Raw genomic sequence first — 25,682 nt, 5'->3', positions numbered from 1 at the left:
TCCGGTTGTGCGCCAGGATAGCCCGCGCCGTCGCCTCGCTCAGCGCATCGGCCTCCGAGACCAGCACCGGGCGCCAGGGCGCGCAGGCCTCACCGCCGCCGCCAGTCCCGGCGCAGCTCGCCGGCAGCATCGCCAGCGCGATCCACATCGCTGTCCACCGCATCGCGAATCTCCCTTATGCGTGCCGCGCGGCGCAGGGCCGCGGCCTCGGAGGCGCGCCGCCCGTCGCGCCGCCCGGCCGCCCATGCGGCCGCGAGCAGCGCCAGCGCGGCCGCAAGCCCCGCCACCCAGCCCGAGACGCGGCCCCAGAGGGCCGCGAGAAGGGCGCTCATGCCGCGCGCCGCGCGCGCTGCCAGACAAAGAAGCCCGCGACGGCAAGGATCAGCGCCACCGCGACGAAGGGCGAGATGTCCCGCAGCGCTGACAGCGCCGGGGCGGCCTGGGCGAGGGCTTCGGCCGCCGGCTGCACGATGGCCACCGCCGCCGCGCCCGCCGCCGCCGTGCCCGCCGCCGCCCGCGCCGTGCCGGTCCGCGCGACGGCGGCGGCACCTTCCGGCACCACGCCCGCGAGCCGCAGCCCGGCGTCGATCGTCGCGCGGTCGTAAGGCATGCCGCCGATCTCGTGATGGATGACGGCTTCGACCAGCGGGCGGAGATCCTCGTGCCGGTGCAGGTCCAGCATTGCGCGCGGATGCCGCCCCGTCCGCCGCGCGACGGCGGCGATGTAGGCTTCCGTGTCGTTCTCCGCCCCCGGCGCCCAGCGGCTGACGATGCCGCGGATGCTGCGCAGCCCGTGCCGGTCCTGGTAGGTGATGAGCAGCGAAGCCAGCGCGCGGATCCCGTATTCATGGGAGACGAAGCGCGCGAAGCGGGCGCGCCCGCCGCCCGGGGGCGGGGGTTCGACCGGCGGCTCGGCCAGGCCCTGCCAGCGATTGGCGGGGACATGGTCGATGTTGCCCGGGTTGCGGTTGCGGTATCCGCGGGTCTGGCGGGGGTCCATGCGATGCTCCTCGCGATGCGGGGGAAGGGGATGGGAATGGCGATGCGCGCGGCGGTGCTGGCGCTGGCGGGTTGGGCGGCGGCGGCGCCGGCGGCGGCCTCCTGCATCCATGTCGTCCGCCACGCGGATGCGCGGGACGACGCGAACGCCTTCGCCGCCGGCCTGCAGCGGGAGGCGCGGATCGCGATCGAGCGAAACGGTTCCTGCACGCCGGAACTGCATGCGAGCTTCATGGTGCTGGAACTGTCGGTGATCGCCGGGCGCGTCGGCCGCGGCTTCCTCGTCACCTACGCGGTGGTGGACGAAAGGCTCGGCGACCTGCGCCCGCAGATGGGCGCGACCTGGTCGCTCGACCGCACCCAGGCGCTGATCGATGCGGGCCGCTCGGCCGGGGGCCTGATCCGCGCCCGGCCGGCGGAACAGTGATCAGTCCGGCGCGATGGTCAGGCTTTCCGCCGGCACGGTGATGGTGCCGGCGGCCGGCAGGTTCGCCGGCGTGCCGAGCGGCGCCCAGGCGAGCGGATTGCCCCCCGCCACCGCGTCGAACAGCCCGACATGGGTGATGGTGCCCGCGGCCGCGGTGAAGGCGAAGCGGACCGGCGCGGCGTTGCGCTGCGCGCCGCTGCCGGTGAAGGCGACGGGCTGGCGGGCATAGCCGGTGGGCGCGGCGGGTTCGCCAGTGACGCCGGCGGCATCCGTGCCCCCGGTGCCGAGCGCGGCCCAGACCGCGGTCGGCAGGGCGGGCTGCCGGCCGGCCAGCGCGCGGCCGAGCAGGTTCTTCGCGTAGTCGGTCAATGCGGTCATCTCGGTCTGCCTTTCCTGCTCAGCCCACCACGTTCCCGTCCGGCCAGCGCCAGGCGACGCCGTCGCTGACCGCGAGCCGCTTGTTCGCCGTGCCGTCCGAGACGAAGGCGATGCAGCGCGTGAAGGTCAGCGGGCTGGGCAGCGTCGCGACCGTGTAGGCGGGCAACTGCAGCGGCATGCTGACGGCGACCGGCGCGGTACCCTTCGCGCGCAGGTCGAGCGCGACATTGGTGTCCCCGCCCGCCGCCTCGACCCGCGGCGCGCCGCCCGAGGCATTGCCGCGCAGCAGGATGCGGTTGGTGGGGGTGGACAGCGCGTCGACCTCCACCGCGCTGCCGCCGCGCGTCTGCAGCCGGATCATGCCGGTGCCCTTGGCCGCCAGGTTGATCGCGAGGTTGGCGTCGCTGCCCTGGGCGGCGAGGCCCGGCGTGCCGCCCGCCGCGGCGCCGCTGGCCACCAGGCGGTTGACGGAGGCGGCGGGCGTGGTGACGCCGAGGCCGTGCAGCCCGTTCGCCGCGCCGATGGTCACGTTGCCCGTGGCACCCGCGCGCAGCACCTCGACCCCGCCGGCGACGGCGGCGATCTCGTTCGCGGCAGGGGCAAAGAGGCCGGTCGCCTCGCCGCCCAGCGCAAGCCCCGGCCGGTCGAGCCGTCCGGCCGGCGCGCCCGCCGAGACATGGCCGTTGGTGCCCGCGTTCGCGAGCGGCCCGCCATTGCCGTTGGACAGCAGGGCTGCGGAGCCGAGGAAGACCGCGTTCGGTGTCCCCAACGCGACGTTCGAGACGTGGATGGCGGCCGAGCCGTCGTTCAGCCGGTTGAAGAACTCGGCGCGGAAGGCGAAGACGTCGAGCCGGTTGCCCACGCCGTTGATCCGCACCGAGTTGCTCTCGGCGTCGTCGATGCGGAGGTTGCCGACCTGGATGCGCGTGTTGTTCGCGTCGATGCGCAGCCCGTGGCTGCCGGGCAGGGGGGCGGCGGCACCGTTGAACAGCTCGCACTGCACGGTCGCGTTGGCGATCTGGCCGGAAGTGCCGTTGCCTTCCACCCAGATGCCGTTCAGCGCGAAGTCGGCATAGAGGTTGCCCACGTAGAATTTCTGCGTGATGCCCGAGGCCGACGACGCGAAGCGCAGCACCGACCGCGCGCCGAGCGCGAAGACGTCGTCGATGAAGATGCCGTCCACGCGCCGGCAGACGATCGCATCCGTGTTGAGCTGCTGCCAGCGCACGACGTCGTCGTCCGGCGCGGCGAAGGGCCAGAAATGCGCGTGCTCGATCCGGCAGGTGTCGAAGGCGCGGTCGATCTCGACGCCGGTGGTGAAGACCTGGCCGCGCAGGCGCTCGATCGTCAGCCGCCCGGAATTGTCGCACCAGATGCCGCGGTTGATGGCGCAGAGGAACACGTTGTCGAACTCGACCGCGCCGAGGCAGTCCTGGATGCGGAAGACGAAGTCGTAGTTGGTCGGCGCCCAGCCCGGCACCTGCGCGGCCGCGTGCACCTGGTAGACCGCGAGGTCGCGCACCGCCGACCCGCGCGCATTCGCGCCGGTGAAGGTGAAGGGGGTGAAGCCCGTGCCGTCCACGACCAGCCATGTGCCGTCGGCCGGGCCGGGCCCTTCCGTGTAGCCCGCGCCCTGGAGGCGGATGGTCACGCCGTCCGCCACCACGGGCCCGGCGAGGCGGTAGCGGCGCGGGCCGAATTCCACCACGCCGCCGCCCGCGGCCGCGAGCGCGTCGATCGCCGCCTGGATCGCCGGCGCGTCGTTCGCGACGCCGTCGCCCACGGCGCCGAAGTCGCGCACATGCACGGCGCGGTCGGCGAACAGGCCGCCCCGCAGCTGGGCAAGGCTCGCCCGCCGCGTGGTGGCGGCCGGGCCGCTGCCCTGCACGATGGGCAGGAGGTCGGCATCCGCCGTGGCCGCGACGGCGGGCAGGGCGCTGATCTTGCTGTCGGACATGGTGCGCGGTGTCTCCGATGGGCGGGAAGGAAGGGGGTCAGGCGAGGAGGAGGAGGAAGCCGTCCTCGAGCAGCAGGCGCCCGCCGGCCTCGGTCAGCAGGCGCGGCGGCAGCACGACCGAGACGGGGGAGGAGAGGGCGAAGAGCGTCGGGTCCGCGGCGTCGCGCGCCAGCAGGCGGTAGCCGCCGCCCGGCGCGGGCGCGTCGAAGGCGGCATCGGCCCGGCCGGCCGAGACCGGCACGGTGACGGGCGCGGTGGCGTCCGCCCCGCTTGCGCTGCGCAGCACGAAGGTCACGGCCGCGATCGGGCCGGTCACCGTCGCGCCGGCGGCGATCGGGTCCCCGGTCACGACGATGCCGGGCAGCGGGTCCGGCTCGATCGCGCGGGCGACCGCCGTTGCGGGCAGCGCGACCGAGAAGGGCAGCAGCACCGAGCGCAGCAGCGCCGGCTGGCTTCCCGAACCGTCCACCGTCACGCCGCCGCCCGGCAGCGTGCCGCCGCGGATGGGCACGATGGCGGTCGCGTCCGAGGCCTGGACGATGACGATGTCGCCCGGCAGCAGCCGCCCCGCCGCCGGCGCGAAGTAGCCGGGTGCCAGGACCGTCGCGCGGTCGTCGGTGGTCCGGTAGTGCCACAGCGTGAAGCCGTTCGCGGTGCTGAGCGCCGAGAGGCCGGCGTCGGAATAGGGCATGCAGGGCTCCTCGCCCGCCGCATGGGCGGTCGCGCTGGGTCGGGATGGAGGGGGGGAGCGGCGGGCGCACTTCGCCCGGTGATGACGGTGCGATACAGGAATGTTCGCCGCGCGTCAAGGTAAATTATCCTAACGATGGCGCCGCGCCGGCCAGGGGATGGCGCGCGCGGCACGCGCCATTACTCTGAAGCCTCGCCGCCGAACGACGCCCGAGGGACCCGCGCCGATGCTCCGACGCCTGCTGCCCATGATCGCCCTGCTGCTCGCCGCCCTGCCGGCCGCGGCGCAGGAGCGCGTGCTGAACGTGTACAACTGGTCCGACTACATCGACCCCTACGCCGTCGCGCGCTTTACGCGGGAGACGGGCATCCGCGTCCGCTACGACGTCTACGACAGCCTCGAGACGCTGGAAGGCCGCCTGTCGGCCGGGCGTTCGGGCTACGACATCATCGTCCCCACCAGCGAGCCATCCTTCGCGCGGCTGCTGCGCGCCGGCGGGCTGCGGGAGATCGACCGCGCGCGCATCCCGAACTGGCGCAACCTCGACCCCGTGCTGATGGAACGCGTCGCGTCCATCGATCCGGGCAACCGGCATGGCGCGGTGTATCTGTGGGGCACGGTCGGGCTCGGCATCCGCGTCGACCGCGTGCGCGCCGCCCTCGGGCCCGACGTGCCGCTCGACAGCCTCGACATCCTGCTGCGGCCGGAGAACGCCGCGCGGCTCGCGCGCTGCGGCATCATGGTGATGGACAGCCCGACCGACGTGCTGCCTTCCGTCCAGCGCTGGCTCGGGCGCGACCCGAACGGCACCTCGGCCGAGGACCTGCGCGCGGCGGGCGACGCGCTGATGGCGATCCGCCGGCATGTGCGCGCGATCGTGCCGTCCTCCTCCATCCTCGACGCGCTGGCCAGCGGGGAGGCCTGCGTCGCGCTGACCTATTCGGGCGACGTGATCCAGGCCCAGGCCCGCGCGCGGGAGGCGAACCGCGGCGTCGAGGTCGCCTACGTCATGCCGCGCGGCGCGCAGCTGTGGTTCGACATGCTGGCGATCCCGGCCGATGCGCCGAACCCTGAGGCCGCGCACGCCTTCATCAACTTCCTCCTCCAGCCCGACGTGATGGCGGGCATCACCAGCCATGTGCGCTACCCCAACGCGGTGCCGGCGAGCCGCCCGCTGGTCGAGGAAGCGGTGCGCAACGACCGCAGCGTCTTCCCCGAGGCCGCGCTGCTCGCCGAGACCTTCGTCGCCGGCACCCCGCCGCGGGAGGCGGAGCGCGCGCGCACCAGGCTCTGGGCGAGGTTCAAGGCCGGGCGCTGACATGGGCGCGCTTCTGTCGGCCGAGGCGCTGACCAAGCGCTTCGGCGCGACGGTGGCGCTGGACGCGCTCGACCTCGACATCGCGGAGGGCGAGTTCTTCGCCCTGCTCGGCGGATCGGGTTCGGGCAAGTCCACGCTGCTGCGCATCATCGCGGGCTTCGAAGCACCGGATGCCGGGCGGCTGCTGCTGGATGGCCGGGACATTTCCGCGACGCCGCCCTGGGCGCGGCCGGTCAACATGATGTTCCAGTCCTACGCGCTGTTCCCGCATTTGACCGTCGCGGACAACGTCGCATACGGGCTGCGCCGCGCGGGCGTGGCGGCGGCCGAGCGCGCGAGGCGCGTGGGCGACGCGCTGGCGATGGTGGGCCTCGAGGGCTTCGACCGGCGCCGCCCGCAGCAATTGTCCGGCGGGCAGAAGCAGCGGGTCGCGCTCGCGCGCAGCCTGGTGATGCGCCCGCGCCTGCTGCTGCTCGATGAACCGCTGGGCGCGCTGGATGCCGGGCTGCGCGAACGCACCGGCTTCGAGCTGCGCGCCCTGCAGCGGGAGACGGGGGCGGCCTTCGTCATGGTCACGCACGACCAGGAGGAAGCGCTGGCGCTGGCGGACCGCGTCGCGCTGCTGGATGGCGGGCGGATCGCGCAGGTGGGCCCGCCGCGCGCGATCTACGAACGGCCGGCGAGCCGCTTCGTCGCGCGCTTCCTCGGCGCGGCGAATGTGCTGGAAGGCCGCGCGGCCGATGGCCGCTTCGAGAGTGCGGAGGCAGGCATCACCTTCGCCGGCGAGATCCCGCCCGGCACCGTCGCCGTGGCGCTGCGGCCCGAACGCATCGCCATCCTCGCCACGCCCGGGGAAGGACCGAACAGCGTCCGCGGCAGGGTGGAGGACGTCGCCTTCCGCGGCGATGATTCGCTGCTGCTCGTGCGCACCGAGGCGGGTGCGGTGCTGCGCGTCGCGCATGCCGAGGAGGATGGCGCGCCGCCCGCGCGCGGCGCCGACATCGTCCTGGGCTGGGCGGCGGCGGATGTGGTGGCGTTGCCGGCGTGACGCGGCGCGCGCTGCTTCTCGCCCCCGCCTGGGCCTGGCTGCTGCTGTTCGTCGCGGGGCCGGCGGCGATCCTGGGCGCCATCGCGCTGGCCGACCCCGACGCCGGCCTGCCGCCCTTCCGCCTGGCGCTGTCCGGCGCGGGCTTCGCGCCGCTGGTCGAGGACACCTACTACCTCGACGCGCTGGTCACCGCGCTGCGGGTCGCGGCGGTCACGGCGGCGCTGTGCCTGCTGGTTGCCTATCCGATGGCGATGGGCATCGCGCGCGCCGCGCCGGGGCGGCGGGTGCTGCTGCTGGCGGCGCTGATGCTGCCCTTCTGGACCGGCTTCCTGCTGCGCGTCGGCGCCTGGATCGGCCTGCTGCGGGACGAGGGCTGGATCAACGGCCTGCTGCGCGGCGCGGGGCTGATCGAGGCGCCGCTGCCCATGCTGTACACCGAAGGGGCGATGCTGGCCGGCATGGTGCATGCCTACCTGCCCTTCGCGGTGCTGCCGTTGTTCGCCGCGCTGCTGCGGCTCGATCCGACGCTGGAGGAAGCGGCGGCGGATCTGGGGGCGCGGCCGGCGACGGTGTTCGTCACCGTCACGCTGCCGGCGACGCTGCCCGCCGCGCTCGCCGCCTTCCTGCTGGTATTCATCCCGGCCGCGGGGGAATTCGTGATCCCCGACCTGATGGGCCCGCCGGAGGCGCAGATGGTCGGCCGCGTGCTCTGGCAGGAATTCTTCCAGAACCGGGACTGGCCGGTGGCCGCCGCGCTCGCGCTGTCGCTGCTGGTCCTGCTGATCCTGCCGATCCGCCTGTTCCAGCGGCTGGAGGCGCGGTGATGCGGCGTGGGCGGGCGATCCGCTGGGCGATGGGCCTGGGCTTCGCCTTCCTCTGGGCGCCCATCCTGCTGCTGGTCGCCTATGCCTTCAGCGCGGACCGCATCCCCTACCAATGGGGCGGGTTCTCCCTGCGCTGGTTCGCCGCGCTGGCCGCCAATGAAAGGCTGGTGGAGGCGGCGCTGCTGTCCCTGCGCATCGCGGCGGGGGCGGCGAGCCTTGCGGTCCTGCTCGGCGGCGTGGCGGGCTGGGCGCTGGCGCGCTTCGGGCCCTTCCGTGGCCGGGCGCTGTTCGGCGCGCTGATCGGCGCGCCGCTGGTCCTGCCGGAAGTGGTGACGGGCCTGTCGCTGCTGCTGCTGTTCGTCGCGCTGGAAGCCGCCATCGGCTGGCCCGCGGGGCGGGGGGCCACGACGGTGCTGCTGGCCCATGCGACGCTGGGTGCGGCCTTCGTCGCGGTGGTGGTGCAGGCCCGGCTGGCCGAGGCCGACCGCAGCCTGGAGGAAGCGGCGATGGACCTCGGCGCCACCCCCTTCATCGCCTTCCGCACTGTGACGCTGCCGCTGGTCGCACCAGCCCTGGCGGCGGGCTGGCTGCTCGCCTTCACCCTGTCGCTGGACGACGTCGTCATCGCCTCCTTCGTTTCGGGGCCGGCGGGCACGACGCTGCCCATCGCGCTGTTCTCCATGCTGCGGCTGGGGCTGACGCCGGAGGTGAACGCGCTTGGCGCCGTGGTGGTGCTCGGCGTCGGCGCCATGCTGGGGCTGGTCGTGCTGCTGCTGCGCCCGCGCCGCGGCTGACGGATCGCCACCCTTTCGCCGCGCGGATGCGGCAGTATGCCTGGATGCGGAAGGTTCTCCTCCTCCTTCTTTTCCTGCTGCCCGCCTGCGCCGAGCGCTGGGAACGGCCCGGCGCGACCGAGGCGGAGTCGGAAGCCGCCCAGGCCCGCTGCACCGGGATCGCCGCGCGGGAAATCCCGCCCGCCCTGGTCTGGACGCAGGTGTCGGCCGGCTATTGGGAAGCCTCCCGCCGGGAGTGCCGGACGCGGCACGGCCAGACGGAATGCGTCTATCACCCCGGCCGCTACAACCCGCCGCGCTACGATTGGGTGGACATGAACACCGGCCGCCGCCGGGCCGTCCGCGCCGCCTGCCTGGCGGAGGAAGGCTTCACCTACCAGGGGCTGCGGCCGCTCAGGCTCTGGTAGCCGGGTTGCTGGCGGGGGGAGGGGGGATTAGGTTCGCGGCCTTCCGACACACCGGACCGGGCCTGCCATGAACCTGATCGCCGACCGCCTCAACCGCATCTCGCCCTCGCTGACCATCGCCATGACGGCGAAGGCGCGCGCGCTCAAGGCCGCCGGCAAGGACGTGATCGGCCTGTCCTCCGGCGAGCCGGACTTCGACACGCCGCGCAACGTGAAGGACGCGGCCATCGCCGCGATCGAGCGCGGGGAGACGAAGTACACCGACGTCTCCGGCACCGTCGCGCTGCGCCAGGCGATCTGCGACAAGTTCAAGCGCGACAGCGGCCTCGACTACAAGCCGGAGGAGATCATCGTCGCCACCGGCGGCAAGCAGGTGATCTTCGACGCGCTGGTCGCCACGATCAATCCGGGCGACGAGGCGATCATCCCCGCCCCCTGCTGGGTGTCCTACCCGGACATCGTCCAGCTGGCCGAAGGCACGCCCGTGATCGTGCAGTGCGGCCAGAATTCCGGCTTCAAGATGACGGGCGAGCAGTTGGAAGCCGCCATCACGCCCAAGACCAAGTGGCTGATCCTGAACAACCCCTGCAACCCGACCGGCGCGGCGTACAACGCGGCCGAGCTCAAGCAGATCACCGACGTGCTGATGCGCCACCCGGATGTCTGGGTGTTCACCGACGACATCTACGAGAAGCTGTCCTACGACGGCTTCAAGCCGGCCACGATCCTTGAGGTCGAGCCGCGGCTGCGCGACCGCACCGTGACCATGAACGGCTGTTCCAAGGCCTATGCCATGACCGGCTGGCGCATCGGCTTCGCCGGCGCGCCCGTGCACCTGATCAAGGCGATGGACAAGCTGCAGGGGCAGTCCACCTCCAACACCTCCTCCATCTCCCAGGCCGCGGCCATCGAGGCGCTCACGGGGCCCCAGGAGAGCATCGAGGAGATGCGCAAGGTCTACGAACGCCGCCGCAACATGGTGGTGGAGATGCTGAACCAGGCGCCCGGCCTGCGCTGCCACAAGCCCGAAGGCGCCTTCTACGTCTTCCCCGACATGCGCGGCTGCATCGGCAAGACCACCGCCGCGGGCAAGAAGATCGAGACGGACGAGGACTTCACCATCGCGCTGCTCGAGGAAGCGGGGGTCGCGACCGTGCATGGCGCGGCCTTCCTCAGCCCGGGGCATTTCCGCATCTCCTACGCGACGTCCGACGAGGCGCTGCGCGAGGCCTGCACGCGCATCCAGAAGTTCTGCGCCGCGATGACGTGACGGCCGCGTTCCGGCTGCGCCCGGTCGGGGAGGCGGATTTCGCGCCGCTCCTCGACCTGTCGATCCGCGTCCTGCGCGCGGACCTCGACCGCGTCGGGCGCTTCGACCCAGCCCGCCGCGCCGCCCGGATGCGCGCGGTCTTCGACCCGGCGACGCTCTCGGCGATCGAGGTCGAGGGGACGCTTGCCGGCTGCATCGGCTGCACCCCGCACCCCGACCATGTCGAGGTCCATTCCTTCTACCTGGACCCCGCCGCGCAGGGGCGGGGGCTGGGGACAGCGGTGCTCGCCGCCGCGCTGGCGCCCCATGCCGGCCTGCCCGTGCGGATCGAGGTGCTGAAGGGCGCCCCGGTGCACCGCTTCTGGGAACGGCAGGGCTTCGTGCGGAGCGGGGAGCAGGATTTCGACTGGTTGTACGAGCGGCCTGGGCGCTGACCGTGCCGGCGGCGGGCCAGCGCCCCGTCCGGCGCATGCCTGACCCGCCTTGCCCGCCCGTCGGTTTTGCGTAGGGTCGCAGCGCGCCCCGCGCGCGACCCAACCGAAGGTGCCACCCATGCCCGCTTTGTCCGCCCGCGTTTCGGAAGTCTCGATCTCCGCCTCCGTCGTGATGACGATGAAGGGGCGCGAACTCGCGGCGAAGGGCATCAAGGTCATCAGCCTCGCCGCCGGGGAACCCGACTTCGCCACGCCTGCGCATGCCATCGAGGCCGCGCACAAGGCGGCGCTGTCGGGCGACACCAAGTACCCGCCGCAGGACGGCACGAAGGCGCTGAAGGAAGCGATCCAGCGCAAGTTCAAGCGCGACAACAACATCGACTACGCGCTGGACGAGATCATGGTCGCCAATGGCGGCAAGCAGTGCATCTTCAACGCCTTCATGGCCACGCTCGACCCGGGCGACGAGGTGGTGGTCCCCGCGCCCTACTGGATCTCCTACGCCGACATGGCGAAGGTCGCCGGCGGCAAGCCCGTTCTCGTCAGCTGCCCGCAGAACAACGGCTTCAAGCTGCGCCCCGAGGACCTGGAAGCGGCCATCACGCCCAAGACCAAGTGGGTGATGCTGAACTTCCCGAACAACCCGACGGGCGCGGCCTGCTCGCGGGAGGAGATGCAGGCGCTGGCCGACGTGCTGAAGCGCCACCCGCATGTCTGGGTCATGACCGACGACATGTACGAGCACCTCGTCTACGACGGCTTCGAGTTCTGCACGATCGCCGAGGTGGAGCCCGCGCTGAAGGACCGCACGCTGACGGTCAACGGCGCGTCCAAGACCTACGCCATGACCGGCTGGCGCATCGGCTTCTGCGGCGGGCCCAAGGCGCTGATCAAGGCGATGGTCAACATGCAGGGCCAGGCGACGTCGGGCGTGTCCACCATCGGCCAGGCGGCCGCGGCCGCGGCGCTCGACGGGCCGCAGGACCTGGTGCGCGAGCGCGCCGAGGAATACCGCCGCCGCCGCGACATGGTGGTGGACATGCTGAACCAGGCGCCCGGCATCGCCTGCCACAAGCCCGAGGGCGCCTTCTACGTCTTCCCCAACATCGCCGGCTGCCTGGGCAAGACGACGAAGGGCGGGCGCCGGATCGAGACCGACACCGACTTCGCCCTCGCGCTGCTCGAGGAGAAGTACGTCGCCGCCGTGCAGGGCGCGGCCTATGGCATGTCGCCCTACCTGCGCATCTCCTACGCGACGGACACCGACAGCCTGCGGGAGGCGTGCACGCGCATCCAGGAGTTCTGCCGGGAACTGTCATGATCCCATCCGGCTGGCGCGGCCGTCGTCGCGCCGGGCGTCGCGGGCCCGGCTCGGATGACTAGGCCCATGCTCCGCGAGGGCCGCGATTCCGACGCCGAGGGCTTCATCGCGCTGATCGGCGCCTGCTGGGCGGAATATCCCGGCTGCGTCCTCGACCTGGATGGGGAGGTGCCGGAACTGCGCGCGCTGGCGACCTATTTCCGCGACCAGGGCGGGGCGCTCTGGGTCGCGGAGGAGCAGGGGCGCGTCGTCGGCATGGTCGGCACGCGCCCGATGCGGGAGGACGCGGCCTGGGAGATCTGCCGCATGTATGTCGATGCCGCGACGCGCGGCGCGGGGCTCGCCGCCGCGCTGCTCGACACGGCGGAGGCCCATGCGCGCGCGGCCGGCGCCGAGCGCCTGGTGCTCTGGACCGATACGCGCTTCACCCGCGCGCATCGCTTCTACGAGAAGCGCGGCTATGTCCGGCACGGATCGATCCGCATCCTCGACGATCTCTCCCACTCGCTGGAATTCCGCTACGCCAAGCCGCTGCGCGGGCTGGTGGTGGAAGCGCTGGACGCCGCCGCGGCGGCGAGCGCGGAACGCGTGCTGTCGGACCTTCTCGTCGCCTGCGTGGCGGAAGGGGCCTCGCTCGAATACCTCCCGCCGCTCGCGCCCGAACGCGCCCGCGCCTTCTGGAAGCAGGCCGCGACTGCGGTGGCCGCGGGCACCCGCGTGCTGCTCGCGGCCTGGCATGACGGGCGGCTCGCGGGGACGGTGACGCTCGACCTCGCGACGGCGGAAAACCAGCCGCATGTCGCCGCGGTGCAGAAGCTGCTGGTCGATCCGGCCCTGCGGCGCGCGGGGATCGGCCGTGCCCTGATGCGGCGGGCGGAACAGGCCGCGCGGGCGCATGGGCGGCGGATCCTCGCGCTCGACACGCGCGCGGGCAGCGCGGCCGCGGCGCTGTATGTCGCCGAGGGCTGGTCCGAACTCGGCCGCATCCCCGGCTTCGAGATCGACGCCGCCGGACACGCCGCGGCGACCGTCTTCTTCTGGAAGCCCGTCTAGGTCCTGGACGAGGCGCGCGCGCGCGCGATGGAAATTCGTGCGGGATGCGCTAAGGCTATCGGCAAAACAAATGCCGCATCGCCGGGTTCCGCCGACGGCGCGCTGGGAAAGACACGTTGCGCATGACGCCCGATTGGTGCCGCATGATGGCGGTCTACAATGCCGAGATGAACCAGCGCCTCTACGCGGCCGCGACCACGCTCGAGGATTCCGTCCGCCGCGCCGATGGCGGCGCCTTCTGGGGCTCGATCCACGGCACGCTCAGCCACCTGCTCTGGGGCGACACGCTCTGGATGAGCCGCTTCGACGGCTGGACGCCGCCGGGCGTCGGCATGAAGGACAGCCCGCGCCTGGTCGAGGAATGGAACGAGCTGCGCGGCCGCCGCGTCATCGCGGATGCGCGCATCATCGCCTGGGCGAGCCGGCTGACGGCGGCCGACCTCGCCGCCGAGATGCGCTGGTTCTCCGCCATCGTGCAGCGCGAGGTCGGCATGCCGCGCTGGATCGCCGCGACGCATTTCTTCAACCACCAGACGCATCATCGCGGCCAGGCCCATGCGCTGGTCACGCGCGCGGGGGCCGCGACCGGCGACACGGACCTGCCCTGGGTGCTGGACCTCGCCGCGCTGGGCCTGGTGCCGTGACAGGCGACGCCACGGAGCGCCACGGGCCGGAGGAGGAGCGCACGCTGCTCCGCCGCCCCGCGCCCGCCGTGACCGTGGCGGACCCGGTGCTGCACGTGCTCGACCTGGAGGCGGCGGAAGGCGTGGCCGGGCGGCGCATCGTGCTCGGCGCGGCGCCGCTGTCGATCGGGCGCTCGCCGCAGAACGGGCTGTCGCTGCCCTCGGGCGACGTGTCGCGCACCCATTGCGTCGTCGCGCTCGATGGCGGCGTGGCGGTGGCGACGGATCTCGGCTCGACCAACGGCACGCTGGTGGACGGCATCCGCGCGGAAGGGCCGGCGCGGCTCGCCCATGGCGCGCGGATCGGCCTCGGGCCCTTCGTGCTGGTCTACCGCACCGGCCGCGCCTCGGACCTCGCGCGGGAGGAAGAGGCGCGGCGGGAGATGGAGCGCGCGCGCCGCTACATCGCGGCGCTGCTGCCCGCACCCGTCGCGCAGGGCCCGGTGCGCGCGGACTGGCGCTTCGTGCCCTCGGCCGAGGTGGGCGGCGACGGCTTCGGCTATGGCTGGCTGGATGCGCGGCGCTTCGCGGTCTGGCTGCTCGACGTCTCGGGCCACGGCGCCGGCTCGGCGCTTCTCGCTGCCTCGGTGATGAACCTGCTGCGCGAGCACAGCCAGCCGGGGATGGACTTCGCCAGCCCCGGCGCGCTGCTGTCGCAGTTGAACGCGCGCTTCCAGGCGGAACGGCAGGGCGGGCTGTTCTTCACCATCTGGTACGGCGTGGCGGATGTGGCGGAACGGCGGCTCGCCTTCGCCTGCGCCGGCCAGCATCCGGCCTTCCTGCTCGCGCCGGGGGCGGCGCCGGCGCCGCTCGCCGTGCGCAACCCGGGGGTGGGGCTGGCGCCCGACTTCGCCTTCCGCACGGCCGAGGCCGCGCTGCCGGCCGGTTCGCGGCTCGTGCTGTTCAGCGACGGCGCCTTCGAGACGCGCGGCGCGGACGGCGCCCAGCGCGGCATCCAGGACTTCATCCCCGCCATCGCGGCGCAGGCCGAACCCGGCCTGCCGGAGGCCGAGCGGCTGCTGCGCGCCGCGCGCGCCGGCGCCCGCCCCGGCCCGCCGGAGGACGACATCGCGATCCTCTGCCTCGACTTCGCCTGATCCGCGGGGCAGATGGCGCGCGGGGGACCGCACCGGAGGACCGCATGGAGTTCAGCATCGCCGCCGCGGGGCCACGCGCGGCCCGCATCGCCTTCCGCGGGCGGCTCGACGCGGCCGGGGCGGAACGGATCGAGGAAGCGCTCGCCGCCGCCCTGGCGCGGGAACAGCGCCACCTGCTGTTCGACCTGACCGAGGTCGCCTTCGTCGGCTCGCTCGGCATCCGGCTCATCACCGCCTCGGCCCGCGCGGCCGGGCGGCGCGGGCTGCGGCTCGCCGTGTTCGGCGCCCAGCCCCAGGTGCAGGAGGTGTTCGACACCGTCGCCCTGGACGCGATCCTGCCGATCGCGGCCGATGAGGCGGCGGCCCTGGCCGCCATCGGCGCATGAGCGCGCCGCGCGCCTTCGTCATCCGCGGCGACGCGGCGGCGCTGGCGCGCGTGCAGGCGGACGCCGTGGCGGCGCTGGCCGATGCGGGGGCGGGCCCGCGTGGCCAGGCGCGGGCGGGGTTGCTGATCGAGGAGATCGCGCTGAACGCCCTGCGCCATGGCGGCGCGCCGGAGGTGCGGCTGACCGTCGCGGTCGAGGATGGCCGCGCGCGCCTGGTCTTCGAGGATGCCGGCCCGCCCTTCGACCCGACCGCGGCGCGCGCGGCGCCGCCGCCGGGGGCGGAACCGCGCATCGGCGGGCTCGGCCTGCCGCTGCTGCACGGCACGGCCGCCCAGGTCGCCTATGCGCGCGACGCGCGCGGCGTGAACCGGCTCGACATCCTCCTGCGCGGGGAGGAGGAGGCTACCGGCTGAGGAAGCCCTCGAGCCGCGCCAGCACTTCCTCCGGCGCTTCCTCGGCCAGATAGTGGCCCGACCCGACGGCGCCGGTCGCGAGCGGCCCGGCGGCGTAGCCGCGCCAAATCGAGGCCGGGTCGTACCATTTCGGCAGGCTGCCCTTCGCGCCCCACAGCGCCAGCATCGGGCAGGCGACCTTGCGGCCTTCCTCGCGCGAGGCGCGGTCGTGGTCGAGGTCGATCGTCGCCGCGGCGCGGTAATCCTCGCAGATCGCCTCGATCGTGCCGGGCGCGTGCAGCGCCGCGAGGTAGTCGGCGCGCGCCTCCGGCGCGAAGAAATCGGCGGGCTTCGGTTCGCGCGAGGTGTGGAAGTCGAACCAGGGCACGATGTCGGCGCGGATCATCGCCTCCGGCCCGGGGTGCCGCTGCGCCAGGAAGAACCAGTGCCAGTAGCCCATGCCGAAGGCCATGTCGGCGCGCTCGAAATGCTCGAGCGTCGGGATGATGTCCATGGTGACGAGGCGTTCCACCGCCGCCGGATGGTCGAGCGCCATGCGATGCGCGACGCGCGCGCCGCGATCGTGCGAGACCACCTGGAAGCGTTCGTGCCCGAGCGCGCGCATCAGCGCGATCATGTCCGCCGCCATGGCGCGCTTGGCGTAGGGCGCGTGGTCCTCGCTCACGGCCGGCTTGTCCGACAGGCCGTAGCCGGTGAGGTCGGGGCAGACCACGTCGTAGCGCTGCGCCAGCACCGGGGCGACGCGGTGCCACATGGCGTGCGTCTGCGGGTTGCCGTGCAGCAGCAGCAGCGGCGGGCCTTCGCCGCCGCGGCGGAGTCGGAAGCGCCTGCCGTTGGCTTCCTGGAACTGGAGCGTGAAACCGCCGAAGAACATCCTGGCCTCCCGTTGACCGCCCGGCGGGACCGCGCAAGCCTGCGCACGCAATCATCCCGAGGGAGTGACGTTCTATGTCCGACGATCAGGCGCTGTTCGACAAGGGCCTGCCGATCCGGCGCGCGGTGCTGGGCCCGGAATACGTGGATTCGTCCATGGCCAAGGCCGACGAGTTCATGATGTCCTTCCAGCGCGCGACGACCGCCTGGGCCTGGGGCTGGGCCTGGGGCGACCCGACGCTGGACCGCAAGACGCGCTCGCTGCTCAACCTCGCCATGCTGACCGCGCTGGGCAAGATCCCGGAGGTGAAGCTGCATGTGAAGGGCGCGCTCAACAACGGCATCACGGTGGACGAGATCAAGGCGACGCTGCTGCACGCGACCGCCTATTGCGGCATCCCCGCCGGCCTCGACGCCTTCAAGGCGGCGCATGAGGTGCTGATCGCCGAAGGCGCGCTGCCGGGGAAGAAGTGACCGACATGGCCGCCATCAAGCGCATCGCCTTCGCCGGCATCGGCAACATGGGCTGGCCGATGGCGGCCAACCTGGTGAAGGCCGGCTTCGAGGTCACGGTCTGCGACGCCGTGCCCGGCCGCGCCGATTCCTTCGCCGCCGAGACCGGCGCGAAGGCCGCCGCCACGCCGGCCGAGGCCGCGGCCGGCGCAGACTGCGTCGTCGTCATCGTGCCGACCAGCAAGCAGGTGGCCGAGGCGGTGGAGGCGATGCTGCCCTCGCTCGCGAAGGGCACGCTCGTGGTCGACATGACGTCCGGCCAGCCCGGCCGGACGCGGGAGATCGCGTGCATGCTCGCCGGCCATGGCGTGGCGATGATCGACTGCCCCGTCTCGGGCGGCGTGCCGCGTGCCAGGACGGGCCAGCTCGCGCTGATGGCGGGCGGGGAGGAGGCGGAGATCGACCGCGCCGAGCCCGTGCTGAAGGCCATGGGCACCTCGATCCATCGCTGCGGGCCGATCGGCGCGGGGCAGGCGATGAAGGCGCTGAACAACCTCGTCAGCGCCGGCGGCTACCTGATCGGCATCGAGGCGCTGCTGATCGGCCAGCGCTTCGGCCTCGACCCGGCGAAGATGGTGGATGTTCTCAACGCCAGCACCGGGATGAACAACTCGACGCAGAAAAAATTCAAGGAATACGTGCTGTCGCGCCGCTTCGACGCGGGCTTCGGCCTCGACCTGATGGTCAAGGACCTGTCCATCGCGCTGGAAGTGGGCCGCGAGACGACGACGCCGACGCCCTTCGCGGCCCTGTGCCGGGAGATGTGGGCCTCGGCCGCGGCGATGCTCGGGCCGGGCGCGGACCACACCGCGGTCGCGAAGCTGTCGGAGCAGATGAGCGGCACGGTGCTGGGGGGCAACCGCGAATGAGCACCTGGGAAGCCTACGCCATTCGCTACGGCCGCCACGATCGCACGGCGCAGACCAACCACCTGCTGCCGCTGCCCGACCCGCATGAGGCGATGCCGCTCGACTACTACGTCTGGCTGCTGCGCGGCCCCGGCGGGCGGGAGATCGTGGTCGACACCGGCTTCGACCACGAGCTCGCCGCCAAGCGCGGGCGGAAGCTCTCGCGCTCCGTCGCCGACTGCCTGACGTCCATGGGCACGGACCCCGCCTCGGTGCGGGACGTGATCATCACCCACCTGCACTACGACCATGCCGGCAGCCTCGGCATCTTCCCCAATGCCCGCTTCCACCTGCAGGAGCGGGAGATGCACTTCGCCGTCGGCCGGCACATGTGCGTCCACGCCATCCGCATGCCCTTCGAGGCCGAGCACGTCGTCGCCATGGTCCGCGCCCTGTATGCCGACCGCGTCGAGTTCCACGAGGGCGATGCGGAAGTCGCGCCGGGTGTCACGGTGCACCGCGTCGGCGGCCATTCGGACGGGCTGCAGGTGGTGCGCGTCGAGACGGCGCGCGGGCCGGTGGTGCTGGCCTCCGACGCCATGCACTTCTACGCCAATGCGCTGAGCGGCAATCCCTTCCCGATCATCTTCGACCTGGGTGCGATGGCGGCCGGGTGGCGGACGGCGAAGAAGCTCGCGGGGGGTGAGGACAGCCGCGTCATCCCCGGCCACGACCCGGCGGTGCGCGACCGCTTCCCGGCCGTGCCGGGGCAGGATGGGGAGGTGGTGGCGCTCCACCTCCCGCCGGTCGGCTGACCGCTACTGCAGGAAGGTGACGGCGCCGGACGCGAGCCCGGCGCCGCAGAACATCATCGACAGGCCGGGCCAGGTCCGCATCGGCCCGCGCGTGGCGATCAGCGCGTTCACGCCGAGGGAGGCCAGCACCGCCGCCAGCGGCTGCGACCAGTGCAGGTACCAGACCCCCCAGGCGATCAGCGCGAGCCACATCATGAAGGAGGCACGCGCCATCCAGCCCCAGACCATGTCCGCGGCGGCCGAGGCGGGACGCATCTCCGGCGCCTCGGAGCGCGTGCGGATGAAGCTGCCGGCGGACAGCAGGATCATCGCGATCAGGTAGGTGGACATGGGCCGCTACTTGCGTGCCGGCCGGCTTGCGCGCAAGACCCGCCGCGCCCCCTGACCCGACCGTGAAGCGCCCTTGCCCGCCGCCCCGCCGCCCGCCGTGCTCCAGATCCTGCCCTCGCTCGTCTCGGGCGGGGTGGAACGCGGCACGCTGGAAATCGCCGAGGCGCTGGTGGGCGCGGGCTTCCGCGCCTTCGTCGCCTCGGCCGGCGGGCCGCTGGTGGCACCGCTGGAGGCGCTCGGCGCCCGGCACGTGACGCTGCCGCTCGCCACCAAGTCGCCGCTCGGCATATGGCGCAATGCCGCCGCGCTGGCCGGGCTGGTCCGGGCGGAGGGCATCGGCATCCTGCACGCCCGGTCCCGCGCACCGGCCTGGTCGGCGCTGCTCGCCGCGCGGCGGACCGGGGCGCGCTTCGTCACCACCTATCACGGCACCTACAACGAGGGCCTGCCCGGCAAGCGGCTGTACAACTCGGTGATGGCGCGCGGCGACCGCGTCATCGCCATCAGCCGCTTCATCGCCGAACACCTGCGCGCCCGGCATGGCGTGGCGGAGGACCGCGTGCGCGTCATCCTGCGCGGCGTGGACGAGCGCGCCTTCGACCCCGCCCGCGTGGACCCCACGCGGATCGCCGCGTTGCGCGCCGCCTGGGGCGTGCCGGAAGGCCGGCCGGTCGTGATGCTGCCCGCCCGCGTGACGCGCTGGAAAGGGCAGGGGGTGCTGGTCGAGGCCATGGCCCGCCTGCCGGGCGAAGCCTTCGCCCTGATGGTCGGGGATGCCGGCGCCAAGCCCGCCTTCCGCGACGAGCTCGCCGCGCGCATCGCCGCACTGGGGCTCCAGGACCGGGTGCGGCTGGTGGGCCATGCCGCGGACATGCCGGCGGCGCTGCTGCTGGCCGATGTGGTGGTGCATGCCTCGACCGACCCGGAAGCCTTCGGCCGCACGGTGATCGAGGCCCAGGCCATGGCGCGCTGCGTCGTCGCGAGCGACCTGGGCGGCCCGCGGGAGACGGTGGAGGAGGGCGTGACAGGCTGGCGCGTCCGGCCCGGCGACCCGGATGCGCTGGCGGCGGCGATCGGGCGCGCCCTGGCGCTGCCGGCCGAAGCGCGCGCGGGCATCGGGGCGGCGGCGCGCGCCTGGGTGCTGGCCCATTGCACCACGGCGCGGATGCAGGCGGCCACGCTCGGCGTGTACCGGGAACTGCTCTGATGCGCGTGCTGGTCATCAAGCTCGCGGCGCTCGGCGACTTCGCCCAGGCCTTCGGGCCCTTCGCCGCGATCCGCGCGCATCATCCCGGCGCGCGCATCACGCTGCTGACGACGCGCGCCTACGCCCCGCTCGCCCGGATGGCGCCCTGGTTCGACGAGGTGTGGGAGGATGGGCGGCCGGACTGGACCGACATCCCCGCCGTTGTGCGGCTTGCCCGCCGGCTGCGGGCGGCGCGCTTCGACCGGGTCTATGACCTGCAGACCTCCTCCCGGTCCTCACGCTACCGCTGGTTCGTCGGCCGCGGGGTGGAATGGTCGGGGATCGCGCGGGGCTGTTCCCATCCGCACGCCAATCCGGCGCGGGATGCCATGCACACGGTCGATCGCCAGCGGGAGCAGCTGGAGATGGCCGGCATCCGGGATTTCCCGCCGCCCGACCTGTCCTGGCTCGATGCCGACATCGCGCGCTTCGCCCTGCCGGGCCGCTTCGCGCTGCTGGTGCCCGGCGCTTCCCCCGGCCGGCCGGCCAAGCGCTGGCCGGCGGAACGCTTCGCCGCGCTGGCGGCGGGGCTCGACCTGCCGGCAGCGGTCATCGGCGGGCCGGGGGAGGCGCCGCTCGCCGCGGCCATCCTCGCCGGCGCGCCGGGGGCGGTGGACCTGACCGGCCGGACCGGCTTCGCCGACATCGCCGCACTCGCCCGGCGGGCGGAATTCTGCGTGGGCAACGACACCGGGCCGACGCACCTGGCCGCCGCCTGCGGCTGCCCGACGCTTGCCCTGTTCGGGGAGGACAGCGACCCGGCCCTGTGCGCCCCGCGCGGCCGGGCGGCCTTCTTCCTGCGCGAGGCGCCGCTGGCGGACCTGGCGGTGGACCGGGTCAGGGCCGAGATCGACCGCCTGACTTGACCGCGCCGGGCGCGCTCCCCATGGTCCGCGCCCGCCTTTTCCCGAAGCCTGTGGAGACGCCTGCCCGATGCCCGCGATCACGCTCCCCGACGGTTCCGTCCGGTCCTTCGACGGGCCCGTGACGGGCACGGAGGTTGCGGCCGCGATCGGGCCGGGCCTCGCCAAGGCCGCGCTCGCCATGCAGGTGGACGGGGCGATCCAGGACCTCGCCCGGACCATCGAGTCCGACGCGACGCTGCGCTTCATCACCCGCAAGGACCCCGAGGCGCTCGACCTGATCCGCCACGACTGCGCCCATGTGCTCGCCGAGGCGGTGCAGGCGCTGTACCCGGGCACGCAGGTGACGATCGGCCCGTCGATCGAGAACGGCTTCTACTACGACTTCGCCCGCAACGAGCCCTTCACGCCCGAGGACTTCGCCGCGATCGAGGCGAAGATGCGCGAGATCGTCGCGCGCAACGCCGCCTTCGAGCGCATCGTGACGACGCGCCACGAGGCGATGGAGCTGTTCGAGGCCAAGGGCGAGAAATACAAGGTCGAGCTGATCCGCGACCTGCCGCGCGGGGAGACCATCACGCTCTATCGCCAGGGCGACTGGATCGATTTGTGCCGCGGCCCGCACATGCCCGGCACGGGCGCGGTGGGCACCGCCTTCAAGCTGATGAAGGTGGCCGGCGCCTATTGGCGCGGCGACCACCGCAACGCGATGCTGAGCCGCATCTACGGCACGGCCTGGCGCGACCAGAAGGAGCTCGACGCCTACCTCACCCAGATCGAGGAGGCGGAGAAGCGCGACCACCGCAAGATCGGCAAGGAGATGGGGCTGTTCCATCTCCAGGAGGAAGCGGTCGGCTCGGTCTTCTGGCACCCCAAGGGCTGGCGGCTGTACCGCACCGTCGAATCCTACATGCGCCGGCGGCTGGACGCGGCCGACTACCAGGAGGTGAAGACGCCGCAGCTGGTGGACCGCAAGCTGTGGGAAGCCTCCGGCCACTGGGAGAAGTTCCGCGAGAACATGTTCATCGCGACGGTGGAGGATGAGGGGGAGAAGGACCGCATCCTCGCGCTGAAGCCGATGAACTGCCCCTGCCACGTGCAGATCTTCAACCAGGGGCTGCGGTCCTATCGCGAATTGCCGCTGCGCATGGCCGAGTTCGGCTGCTGCCATCGCTACGAGCCGTCCGGCGCGCTGCACGGCATCATGCGCGTGCGCGCCTTCACGCAGGACGACGCGCACATCTTCTGCGCCGAGGAGCAGATCGCGTCGGAGACGGTGCGCTTCGTCGAATTGCTGTCCTCGATCTACCGCGACTTCGGCTTCGCCGAGTTCCGGGTGAAGTTCTCCGACCGCCCGGCCAAGCGCGCCGGGTCGGACGAGGTATGGGACCAGGCGGAAGGCGCGCTGAAGGAAGCCTGCCGCATCGCCGGCGTGGACTACGTTCTGAACCCGGGGGAGGGCGCCTTCTACGGCCCGAAGCTGGAATTCGTCCTGCGCGACGCGATCGGGCGGGACTGGCAGTGCGGCACGCTGCAGGTGGACTTCGTCCTGCCGGAACGGCTCGACGCGCTCTATGTGGCCGAGGACGGGACGCGCAAGCGGCCGGTGATGCTGCACCGGGCGATCCTGGGCAGCTTCGAGCGCTTCCTCGGCATCCTGATCGAGCAGCATGCGGGGCGCTTCCCGCTCTGGCTCGCCCCCGTGCCCGTGGTGGTCGCGACCATCGTGGACGAGGCGGCGGATTTCGCGCGCGAGGCCGCGGCGGCGCTCAACAAGGCCGGCGTGCATGCCGTGCTCGACCTGCGCAACGAGAAGATCAACCGCAAGATCGTCGACCATATCGACCAGCGCGTGCCCATCCTCGCCGTGGTCGGGCGGCGGGAGGCGGAGGAGCGCAGCCTGGTGCTGCGCCGCCTGCCCGGGCGGGAACAGGAGACGGTTCCCCTCGAGGCTGCCATCGCCCGGCTGGTCGCGGAGGCCATGCCCCCCGACCTGCCTGTTGCGGCGGCTTGAGCGCCGATCCATAAAGCGCATTGCACTTGTTTTGAACTTCGACAGGAGACGACCATAGCCCGACCCCCAATGCCCGCCGCCCAGGCCCCGACCCGCGACGGCCCGCGCATCAATGACGAGATCCGCGTCCCCCAGGTCCGCCTGATCGACCAGCACGGCGAGATGCAGGGCGTGATGACCGCCCGGGAAGCGCTGATCCGCGCCTATGATGTCGGGCTCGACCTGGTCGAGATCTCGCCGAACGCGGTGCCGCCTGTCTGCAAGATTCTCGACTACGGTAAGTACAAGTACGAGCAGCAGAAGAAGGCGAACGAGGCTCGGAAGAAGCAGAAGATCGTCGAGCTGAAGGAAATCAAGGTCCGTCCGAACATCGACGACCATGACTACGACGTGAAGATGCGCCAGATGAAGACCTTCATTTCCGAAGGCGACAAGGTGAAGGTGACGCTGCGGTTCCGTGGCCGCGAGATGGCGCACCAGGACCTGGGCGTGAAGGTGCTGGACCGGATCCGGACGGAGCTGTCGGAGACGACGAAGGTCGAGCAGTTTCCGAGGTTGGAGAACCGGCAGATGATCATGGTGCTGGCGCCCAAATAGGGTCCTCAGTCGCCGGTGCCCGCCTCCGCGGGCTTGGCTTGCGCGCCCTTGGCTGGTCGGCCCGGCGCCGCTGACGGTCTGGGCGCGGTCGCGCTTCGCGCTCCCGGCCCGAGGCCGAGCCTCGGGCCGCAGGTCGTCCCGTCCTCTGCTTTCTTGACCTTGTGGCTGGCGGGGGCTAATCCCCGCATCCTCCGGTTCACCCCGAACCGCCCGGTCCGGCCCCTGATGGGCTGGGCTCCGCCGCTCCGCGAAGGCTCGCGCAGCGGCGCAAATGCGTTTTGGGGTGCGCCAATGCGCGATGAAGGACTGAACGGACCGCCCGATGTTCGAGGCACTTTCCAGCAAGCTCAACGGGGTCTTCGACCGGCTGCGCCGCCGCGGCGCGCTGTCGGAAGCCGACGTGACGGAAGCGCTGCGCGAAGTCCGCGTCGCGCTGCTGGAAGCCGATGTCGCGCTGCCCGTCGTCCGCGACCTGGTCAACAAGGTCCGCGAGCGCGCCGTGGGGCAGGAGGTCATCCGCTCCGTCTCCCCCGCCCAGCAGGTCATCAAGATCGTCAACGACGCGCTGGTCGAAGCGCTCGGCGGCGGGGAAGGCGATGACGGCAAGCGCGGCATCGACCTGAACGCGCCTTCGCCGGTGCCGATCCTGATGGTCGGCCTGCAGGGCTCGGGCAAGACGACCACCTCGGGCAAGATCGCGCTGCGGCTGCGCACGAAGGACCGCAAGAAGGTCCTGCTCGCCTCGCTCGACGTGCATCGCCCCGCCGCGCAGCTGCAGCTGCAGACGCTGGCGCAGCAGGCGGAAGTGACGTCGCTGCCCATCGTCGCCGGCCAGTCGCCCATGCAGATCGCCATGCGCGCGATGGATGTGGCGCGGCGCGAGCTTTACGACGTGGTGGTGCTCGACACCGCCGGGCGCCTCGCGATCGACGAGGCGCTGATGGAGGAGGTGGCGCAGGTCAAGCTCGCCACCAACCCGCACGAGACGCTGCTCGTCGTCGACGCCATGACGGGCCAGGACGCGGTGAACACCGCGAAGGCCTTCCAGGACAAGGTCGGCGTGACCGGCATCGTCATGACGCGCATCGACGGCGATGCGCGCGGCGGCGCGGCGCTGTCCATGCGCGCGGTCACCGGCGCGCCGATCAAGCTGCTCGGCGCGGGGGAGAAGCTCGACGCGCTGGAGGATTTCCACCCCGACCGCATCGCCTCGCGCATCCTCGGCATGGGCGACATCGTCTCGCTCGTCGAGAAGGCCGCGGCGACGATCGACCAGGCGGAAGCCGAGAAGCTCGCGGCCCGGATGCAGAAGGGCCAGTTCACGCTCGAGGACTACGCCGCCCAGCTCAAGCAGATCGGCAAGATGGGCAGCCTGCAGGGCATCCTCGGCATGCTGCCCGGCGTGGGCAAGATCAAGCAGCAGCTCAACGACGCGAACCTGGACACGGCGATCCTCGGCCGCCAGGCGGCGATCATCTCCTCCATGACGCCGCGGGAACGCCGCACGCCCGAGATCCTGAAGGCGTCGCGCAAGAAGCGCATCGCCGCCGGCTCCGGCACCACGGTGCAGGACGTGAACAAGCTGCTCAAGCAGTTCGACGACATGTCCGCGATGATGAAGCGGATGAACAAGCTCGGCCAGAAGGGGCTGATGCGCGGCGGGCTCGCCGCGTTGCTCCCCGGGGCCGGAAACAAGCGACCCTTCTAGAGACGACAGACGAAAGGAAGCCTCATGGGCCTCAAGATCCGCCTTGCCCGCGCCGGTGCGAAGAAGCGCCCCTACTACCACATCGTGGTGGCCGACAGCCGTTCGCCCCGCGACGGCCGCTTCATCGAGGCGGTGGGCTCCTACAACCCGATGCTGCCGGCCGAGCATGCCGAGCGCGTGCGCCTGAAGAACGAGCGCATCACGCACTGGATCAGCCAGGGCGCGGTCGCGACCGATCGCGTGGCGAAGTTCCTGGGCAAGGCCGGCCTCGCGCCGATGCCGGTGTTCCGCGAGCAGCCGAAGCAGTCCGCGCCGAAGAAGAAGGCGCAGGAGCGCGCCGCGGCCGCCGCCGCCGCGGCCGGCTGAGGCACGCCG

The 25,682-nt window shown here is 72.5% G+C and carries 30 protein-coding genes; 23 read left to right on the top strand and 7 right to left on the bottom strand.

The window, feature by feature from the left end:
- Positions 1-89 precede the first annotated feature (89 nt).
- Together J5Y09_RS18170 and J5Y09_RS18165 are read right to left on the bottom strand one after the other, a co-directional pair.
- Complete coding sequence (locus tag J5Y09_RS18170) at positions 90-332, bottom strand: hypothetical protein (protein WP_209353242.1); 243 nt, start codon at positions 330-332, stop codon at positions 90-92.
- Positions 329-1,000 (bottom strand): structural protein, encoded by a 672-nt coding sequence (locus tag J5Y09_RS18165; protein WP_209353241.1) that lies wholly within the window; start codon positions 998-1,000, stop codon positions 329-331. Before J5Y09_RS18165 ends, J5Y09_RS18170 begins: the two co-directional genes overlap by 4 nt.
- A gap of 36 nt (positions 1,001-1,036) precedes the next feature.
- Here J5Y09_RS18165 and J5Y09_RS18160 point away from each other — a divergent pair, with 36 nt between their 5' ends.
- Positions 1,037-1,426, top strand: a complete 390-nt coding sequence (locus J5Y09_RS18160) for a hypothetical protein (protein ID WP_209353240.1) — start codon at positions 1,037-1,039, stop codon at positions 1,424-1,426.
- Here J5Y09_RS18160 and J5Y09_RS18155 read toward each other — a convergent pair whose 3' ends face one another.
- The 3 genes from J5Y09_RS18155 to J5Y09_RS18145 are packed head-to-tail and all read right to left on the bottom strand — an operon-like array spanning position 1,427 to position 4,452.
- Positions 1,427-1,804 carry a phage tail fiber protein gene (locus tag J5Y09_RS18155; RefSeq protein ID WP_209353239.1) on the bottom strand — a complete coding sequence of 126 codons (378 nt, stop codon included), beginning with the start codon at positions 1,802-1,804 and terminating at the stop codon, positions 1,427-1,429.
- Positions 1,805-1,823: 19 nt separating this feature from the next.
- Positions 1,824-3,761, bottom strand: a complete 1,938-nt coding sequence (locus J5Y09_RS18150) for a glycosyl hydrolase family 28-related protein (RefSeq protein ID WP_209353238.1) — start codon at positions 3,759-3,761, stop codon at positions 1,824-1,826.
- 37 nt (positions 3,762-3,798) lie between these two features.
- Complete coding sequence (locus J5Y09_RS18145) at positions 3,799-4,452, bottom strand: hypothetical protein (protein WP_209353237.1); 654 nt, start codon at positions 4,450-4,452, stop codon at positions 3,799-3,801.
- A 226-nt stretch (positions 4,453-4,678) separates the two neighbouring features.
- Between J5Y09_RS18145 and J5Y09_RS18140 the strand changes: the two genes are divergently transcribed.
- The 13 genes from J5Y09_RS18140 (at position 4,679) to J5Y09_RS18080 (ending at position 15,500) form a co-directional block, all read left to right on the top strand.
- Positions 4,679-5,770: a polyamine ABC transporter substrate-binding protein gene (locus J5Y09_RS18140; protein WP_209353236.1), complete on the top strand. Its 1,092-nt coding sequence runs from the start codon at positions 4,679-4,681 to the stop codon at positions 5,768-5,770.
- Position 5,771: 1 nt separating this feature from the next.
- Positions 5,772-6,818, top strand: coding sequence for an ABC transporter ATP-binding protein (locus J5Y09_RS18135; protein ID WP_209353235.1), 1,047 nt, complete (start codon positions 5,772-5,774; stop codon positions 6,816-6,818).
- Complete coding sequence (locus tag J5Y09_RS18130; RefSeq protein ID WP_342451500.1) at positions 6,815-7,642, top strand: ABC transporter permease; 828 nt, start codon at positions 6,815-6,817, stop codon at positions 7,640-7,642. Before J5Y09_RS18135 ends, J5Y09_RS18130 begins: the two co-directional genes overlap by 4 nt.
- Positions 7,642-8,436 carry an ABC transporter permease subunit gene (locus J5Y09_RS18125; protein ID WP_209353234.1) on the top strand — a complete coding sequence of 265 codons (795 nt, stop codon included), beginning with the start codon at positions 7,642-7,644 and terminating at the stop codon, positions 8,434-8,436. The genes J5Y09_RS18130 and J5Y09_RS18125 overlap by 1 nt, the downstream gene beginning before the upstream one ends.
- A 44-nt stretch (positions 8,437-8,480) precedes the next feature.
- The gene (locus J5Y09_RS18120; RefSeq protein WP_209353233.1) at positions 8,481-8,843 is read left to right on the top strand and encodes a hypothetical protein; all 363 of its coding nucleotides are present in this window, start codon (positions 8,481-8,483) and stop codon (positions 8,841-8,843) included.
- Between the two features lie 67 nt (positions 8,844-8,910).
- Positions 8,911-10,113, top strand: coding sequence for a pyridoxal phosphate-dependent aminotransferase (locus tag J5Y09_RS18115; protein ID WP_209353232.1), 1,203 nt, complete (start codon positions 8,911-8,913; stop codon positions 10,111-10,113).
- Positions 10,110-10,547 carry a GNAT family N-acetyltransferase gene (locus J5Y09_RS18110; RefSeq protein WP_209353231.1) on the top strand — a complete coding sequence of 146 codons (438 nt, stop codon included), beginning with the start codon at positions 10,110-10,112 and terminating at the stop codon, positions 10,545-10,547. Before J5Y09_RS18115 ends, J5Y09_RS18110 begins: the two co-directional genes overlap by 4 nt.
- A gap of 118 nt (positions 10,548-10,665) precedes the next feature.
- The gene (locus J5Y09_RS18105; RefSeq protein WP_209353230.1) at positions 10,666-11,868 is read left to right on the top strand and encodes a pyridoxal phosphate-dependent aminotransferase; all 1,203 of its coding nucleotides are present in this window, start codon (positions 10,666-10,668) and stop codon (positions 11,866-11,868) included.
- Positions 11,869-11,934: 66 nt separating this feature from the next.
- Entirely contained in the window at positions 11,935-12,921 is a 987-nt protein-coding gene (locus J5Y09_RS18100) for a GNAT family N-acetyltransferase (protein WP_245217219.1), read from the top strand.
- A gap of 122 nt (positions 12,922-13,043) precedes the next feature.
- Positions 13,044-13,565, top strand: coding sequence for a DinB family protein (locus J5Y09_RS18095; protein WP_209353228.1), 522 nt, complete (start codon positions 13,044-13,046; stop codon positions 13,563-13,565).
- A complete protein-coding gene (locus J5Y09_RS18090; protein WP_209353227.1) occupies positions 13,562-14,701 on the top strand; it encodes a SpoIIE family protein phosphatase in 1,140 nt (379 codons plus the stop codon). Before J5Y09_RS18095 ends, J5Y09_RS18090 begins: the two co-directional genes overlap by 4 nt.
- A gap of 44 nt (positions 14,702-14,745) precedes the next feature.
- Positions 14,746-15,087 (top strand): STAS domain-containing protein, encoded by a 342-nt coding sequence (locus J5Y09_RS18085; RefSeq protein ID WP_209353226.1) that lies wholly within the window; start codon positions 14,746-14,748, stop codon positions 15,085-15,087.
- Positions 15,084-15,500 carry an ATP-binding protein gene (locus tag J5Y09_RS18080; RefSeq protein ID WP_209353225.1) on the top strand — a complete coding sequence of 139 codons (417 nt, stop codon included), beginning with the start codon at positions 15,084-15,086 and terminating at the stop codon, positions 15,498-15,500. Before J5Y09_RS18085 ends, J5Y09_RS18080 begins: the two co-directional genes overlap by 4 nt.
- On the opposite strand, the gene J5Y09_RS18075 is transcribed toward J5Y09_RS18080, so the two are convergent.
- The gene (locus J5Y09_RS18075) at positions 15,490-16,374 is read right to left on the bottom strand and encodes an alpha/beta fold hydrolase (protein WP_209353224.1); all 885 of its coding nucleotides are present in this window, start codon (positions 16,372-16,374) and stop codon (positions 15,490-15,492) included. The two genes, J5Y09_RS18080 and J5Y09_RS18075, sit on opposite strands and share 11 nt — an antisense overlap.
- Positions 16,375-16,448: 74 nt before the next feature.
- On the opposite strand from J5Y09_RS18075, the gene J5Y09_RS18070 reads away from it, so the two are divergent.
- From J5Y09_RS18070 to J5Y09_RS18060, 3 genes are read left to right on the top strand one after another with little or no spacing between them, the layout of a single operon-like run.
- On the top strand, positions 16,449-16,847 hold the full coding sequence (locus J5Y09_RS18070) for a carboxymuconolactone decarboxylase family protein (protein WP_198374960.1): 399 nt from the start codon (positions 16,449-16,451) through the stop codon (positions 16,845-16,847).
- A gap of 5 nt (positions 16,848-16,852) precedes the next feature.
- Positions 16,853-17,755, top strand: coding sequence for an NAD(P)-dependent oxidoreductase (locus tag J5Y09_RS18065; protein ID WP_209353223.1), 903 nt, complete (start codon positions 16,853-16,855; stop codon positions 17,753-17,755).
- Positions 17,752-18,549: an N-acyl homoserine lactonase family protein gene (locus tag J5Y09_RS18060; RefSeq protein WP_209353222.1), complete on the top strand. Its 798-nt coding sequence runs from the start codon at positions 17,752-17,754 to the stop codon at positions 18,547-18,549. The genes J5Y09_RS18065 and J5Y09_RS18060 overlap by 4 nt, the downstream gene beginning before the upstream one ends.
- A 3-nt stretch (positions 18,550-18,552) precedes the next feature.
- On the opposite strand, the gene J5Y09_RS18055 is transcribed toward J5Y09_RS18060, so the two are convergent.
- Positions 18,553-18,879 carry a multidrug DMT transporter permease gene (locus J5Y09_RS18055; protein WP_209353221.1) on the bottom strand — a complete coding sequence of 109 codons (327 nt, stop codon included), beginning with the start codon at positions 18,877-18,879 and terminating at the stop codon, positions 18,553-18,555.
- A gap of 73 nt (positions 18,880-18,952) precedes the next feature.
- Here J5Y09_RS18055 and J5Y09_RS18050 point away from each other — a divergent pair, with 73 nt between their 5' ends.
- From J5Y09_RS18050 to rpsP, 6 genes are all read left to right on the top strand, one after another.
- Positions 18,953-20,086 (top strand): glycosyltransferase family 4 protein, encoded by a 1,134-nt coding sequence (locus J5Y09_RS18050; RefSeq protein ID WP_209353220.1) that lies wholly within the window; start codon positions 18,953-18,955, stop codon positions 20,084-20,086.
- On the top strand, positions 20,086-20,991 hold the full coding sequence (locus tag J5Y09_RS18045) for a glycosyltransferase family 9 protein (protein WP_209353219.1): 906 nt from the start codon (positions 20,086-20,088) through the stop codon (positions 20,989-20,991). Before J5Y09_RS18050 ends, J5Y09_RS18045 begins: the two co-directional genes overlap by 1 nt.
- Positions 20,992-21,058: 67 nt before the next feature.
- Complete coding sequence (gene thrS / locus J5Y09_RS18040; protein WP_209353218.1) at positions 21,059-23,002, top strand: threonine--tRNA ligase; 1,944 nt, start codon at positions 21,059-21,061, stop codon at positions 23,000-23,002.
- Between the two features lie 69 nt (positions 23,003-23,071).
- The gene (gene infC, locus J5Y09_RS18035; RefSeq protein ID WP_209353217.1) at positions 23,072-23,599 is read left to right on the top strand and encodes a translation initiation factor IF-3; all 528 of its coding nucleotides are present in this window, start codon (positions 23,072-23,074) and stop codon (positions 23,597-23,599) included.
- Between the two features lie 322 nt (positions 23,600-23,921).
- Complete coding sequence (gene ffh / locus J5Y09_RS18030) at positions 23,922-25,307, top strand: signal recognition particle protein (protein WP_209353216.1); 1,386 nt, start codon at positions 23,922-23,924, stop codon at positions 25,305-25,307.
- A 24-nt stretch (positions 25,308-25,331) separates the two neighbouring features.
- Positions 25,332-25,673 carry a 30S ribosomal protein S16 gene (gene rpsP, locus J5Y09_RS18025; RefSeq protein WP_198374952.1) on the top strand — a complete coding sequence of 114 codons (342 nt, stop codon included), beginning with the start codon at positions 25,332-25,334 and terminating at the stop codon, positions 25,671-25,673.
- Positions 25,674-25,682: the final 9 nt, after the last annotated feature.

Origin of the sequence: Roseomonas nitratireducens, from assembly GCF_017813355.1 — a bacterium.
GTDB classification, from domain to species: domain Bacteria; phylum Pseudomonadota; class Alphaproteobacteria; order Acetobacterales; family Acetobacteraceae; genus Neoroseomonas; species Neoroseomonas nitratireducens.
This window is presented reverse-complemented; position numbering and strand designations above follow the sequence as displayed.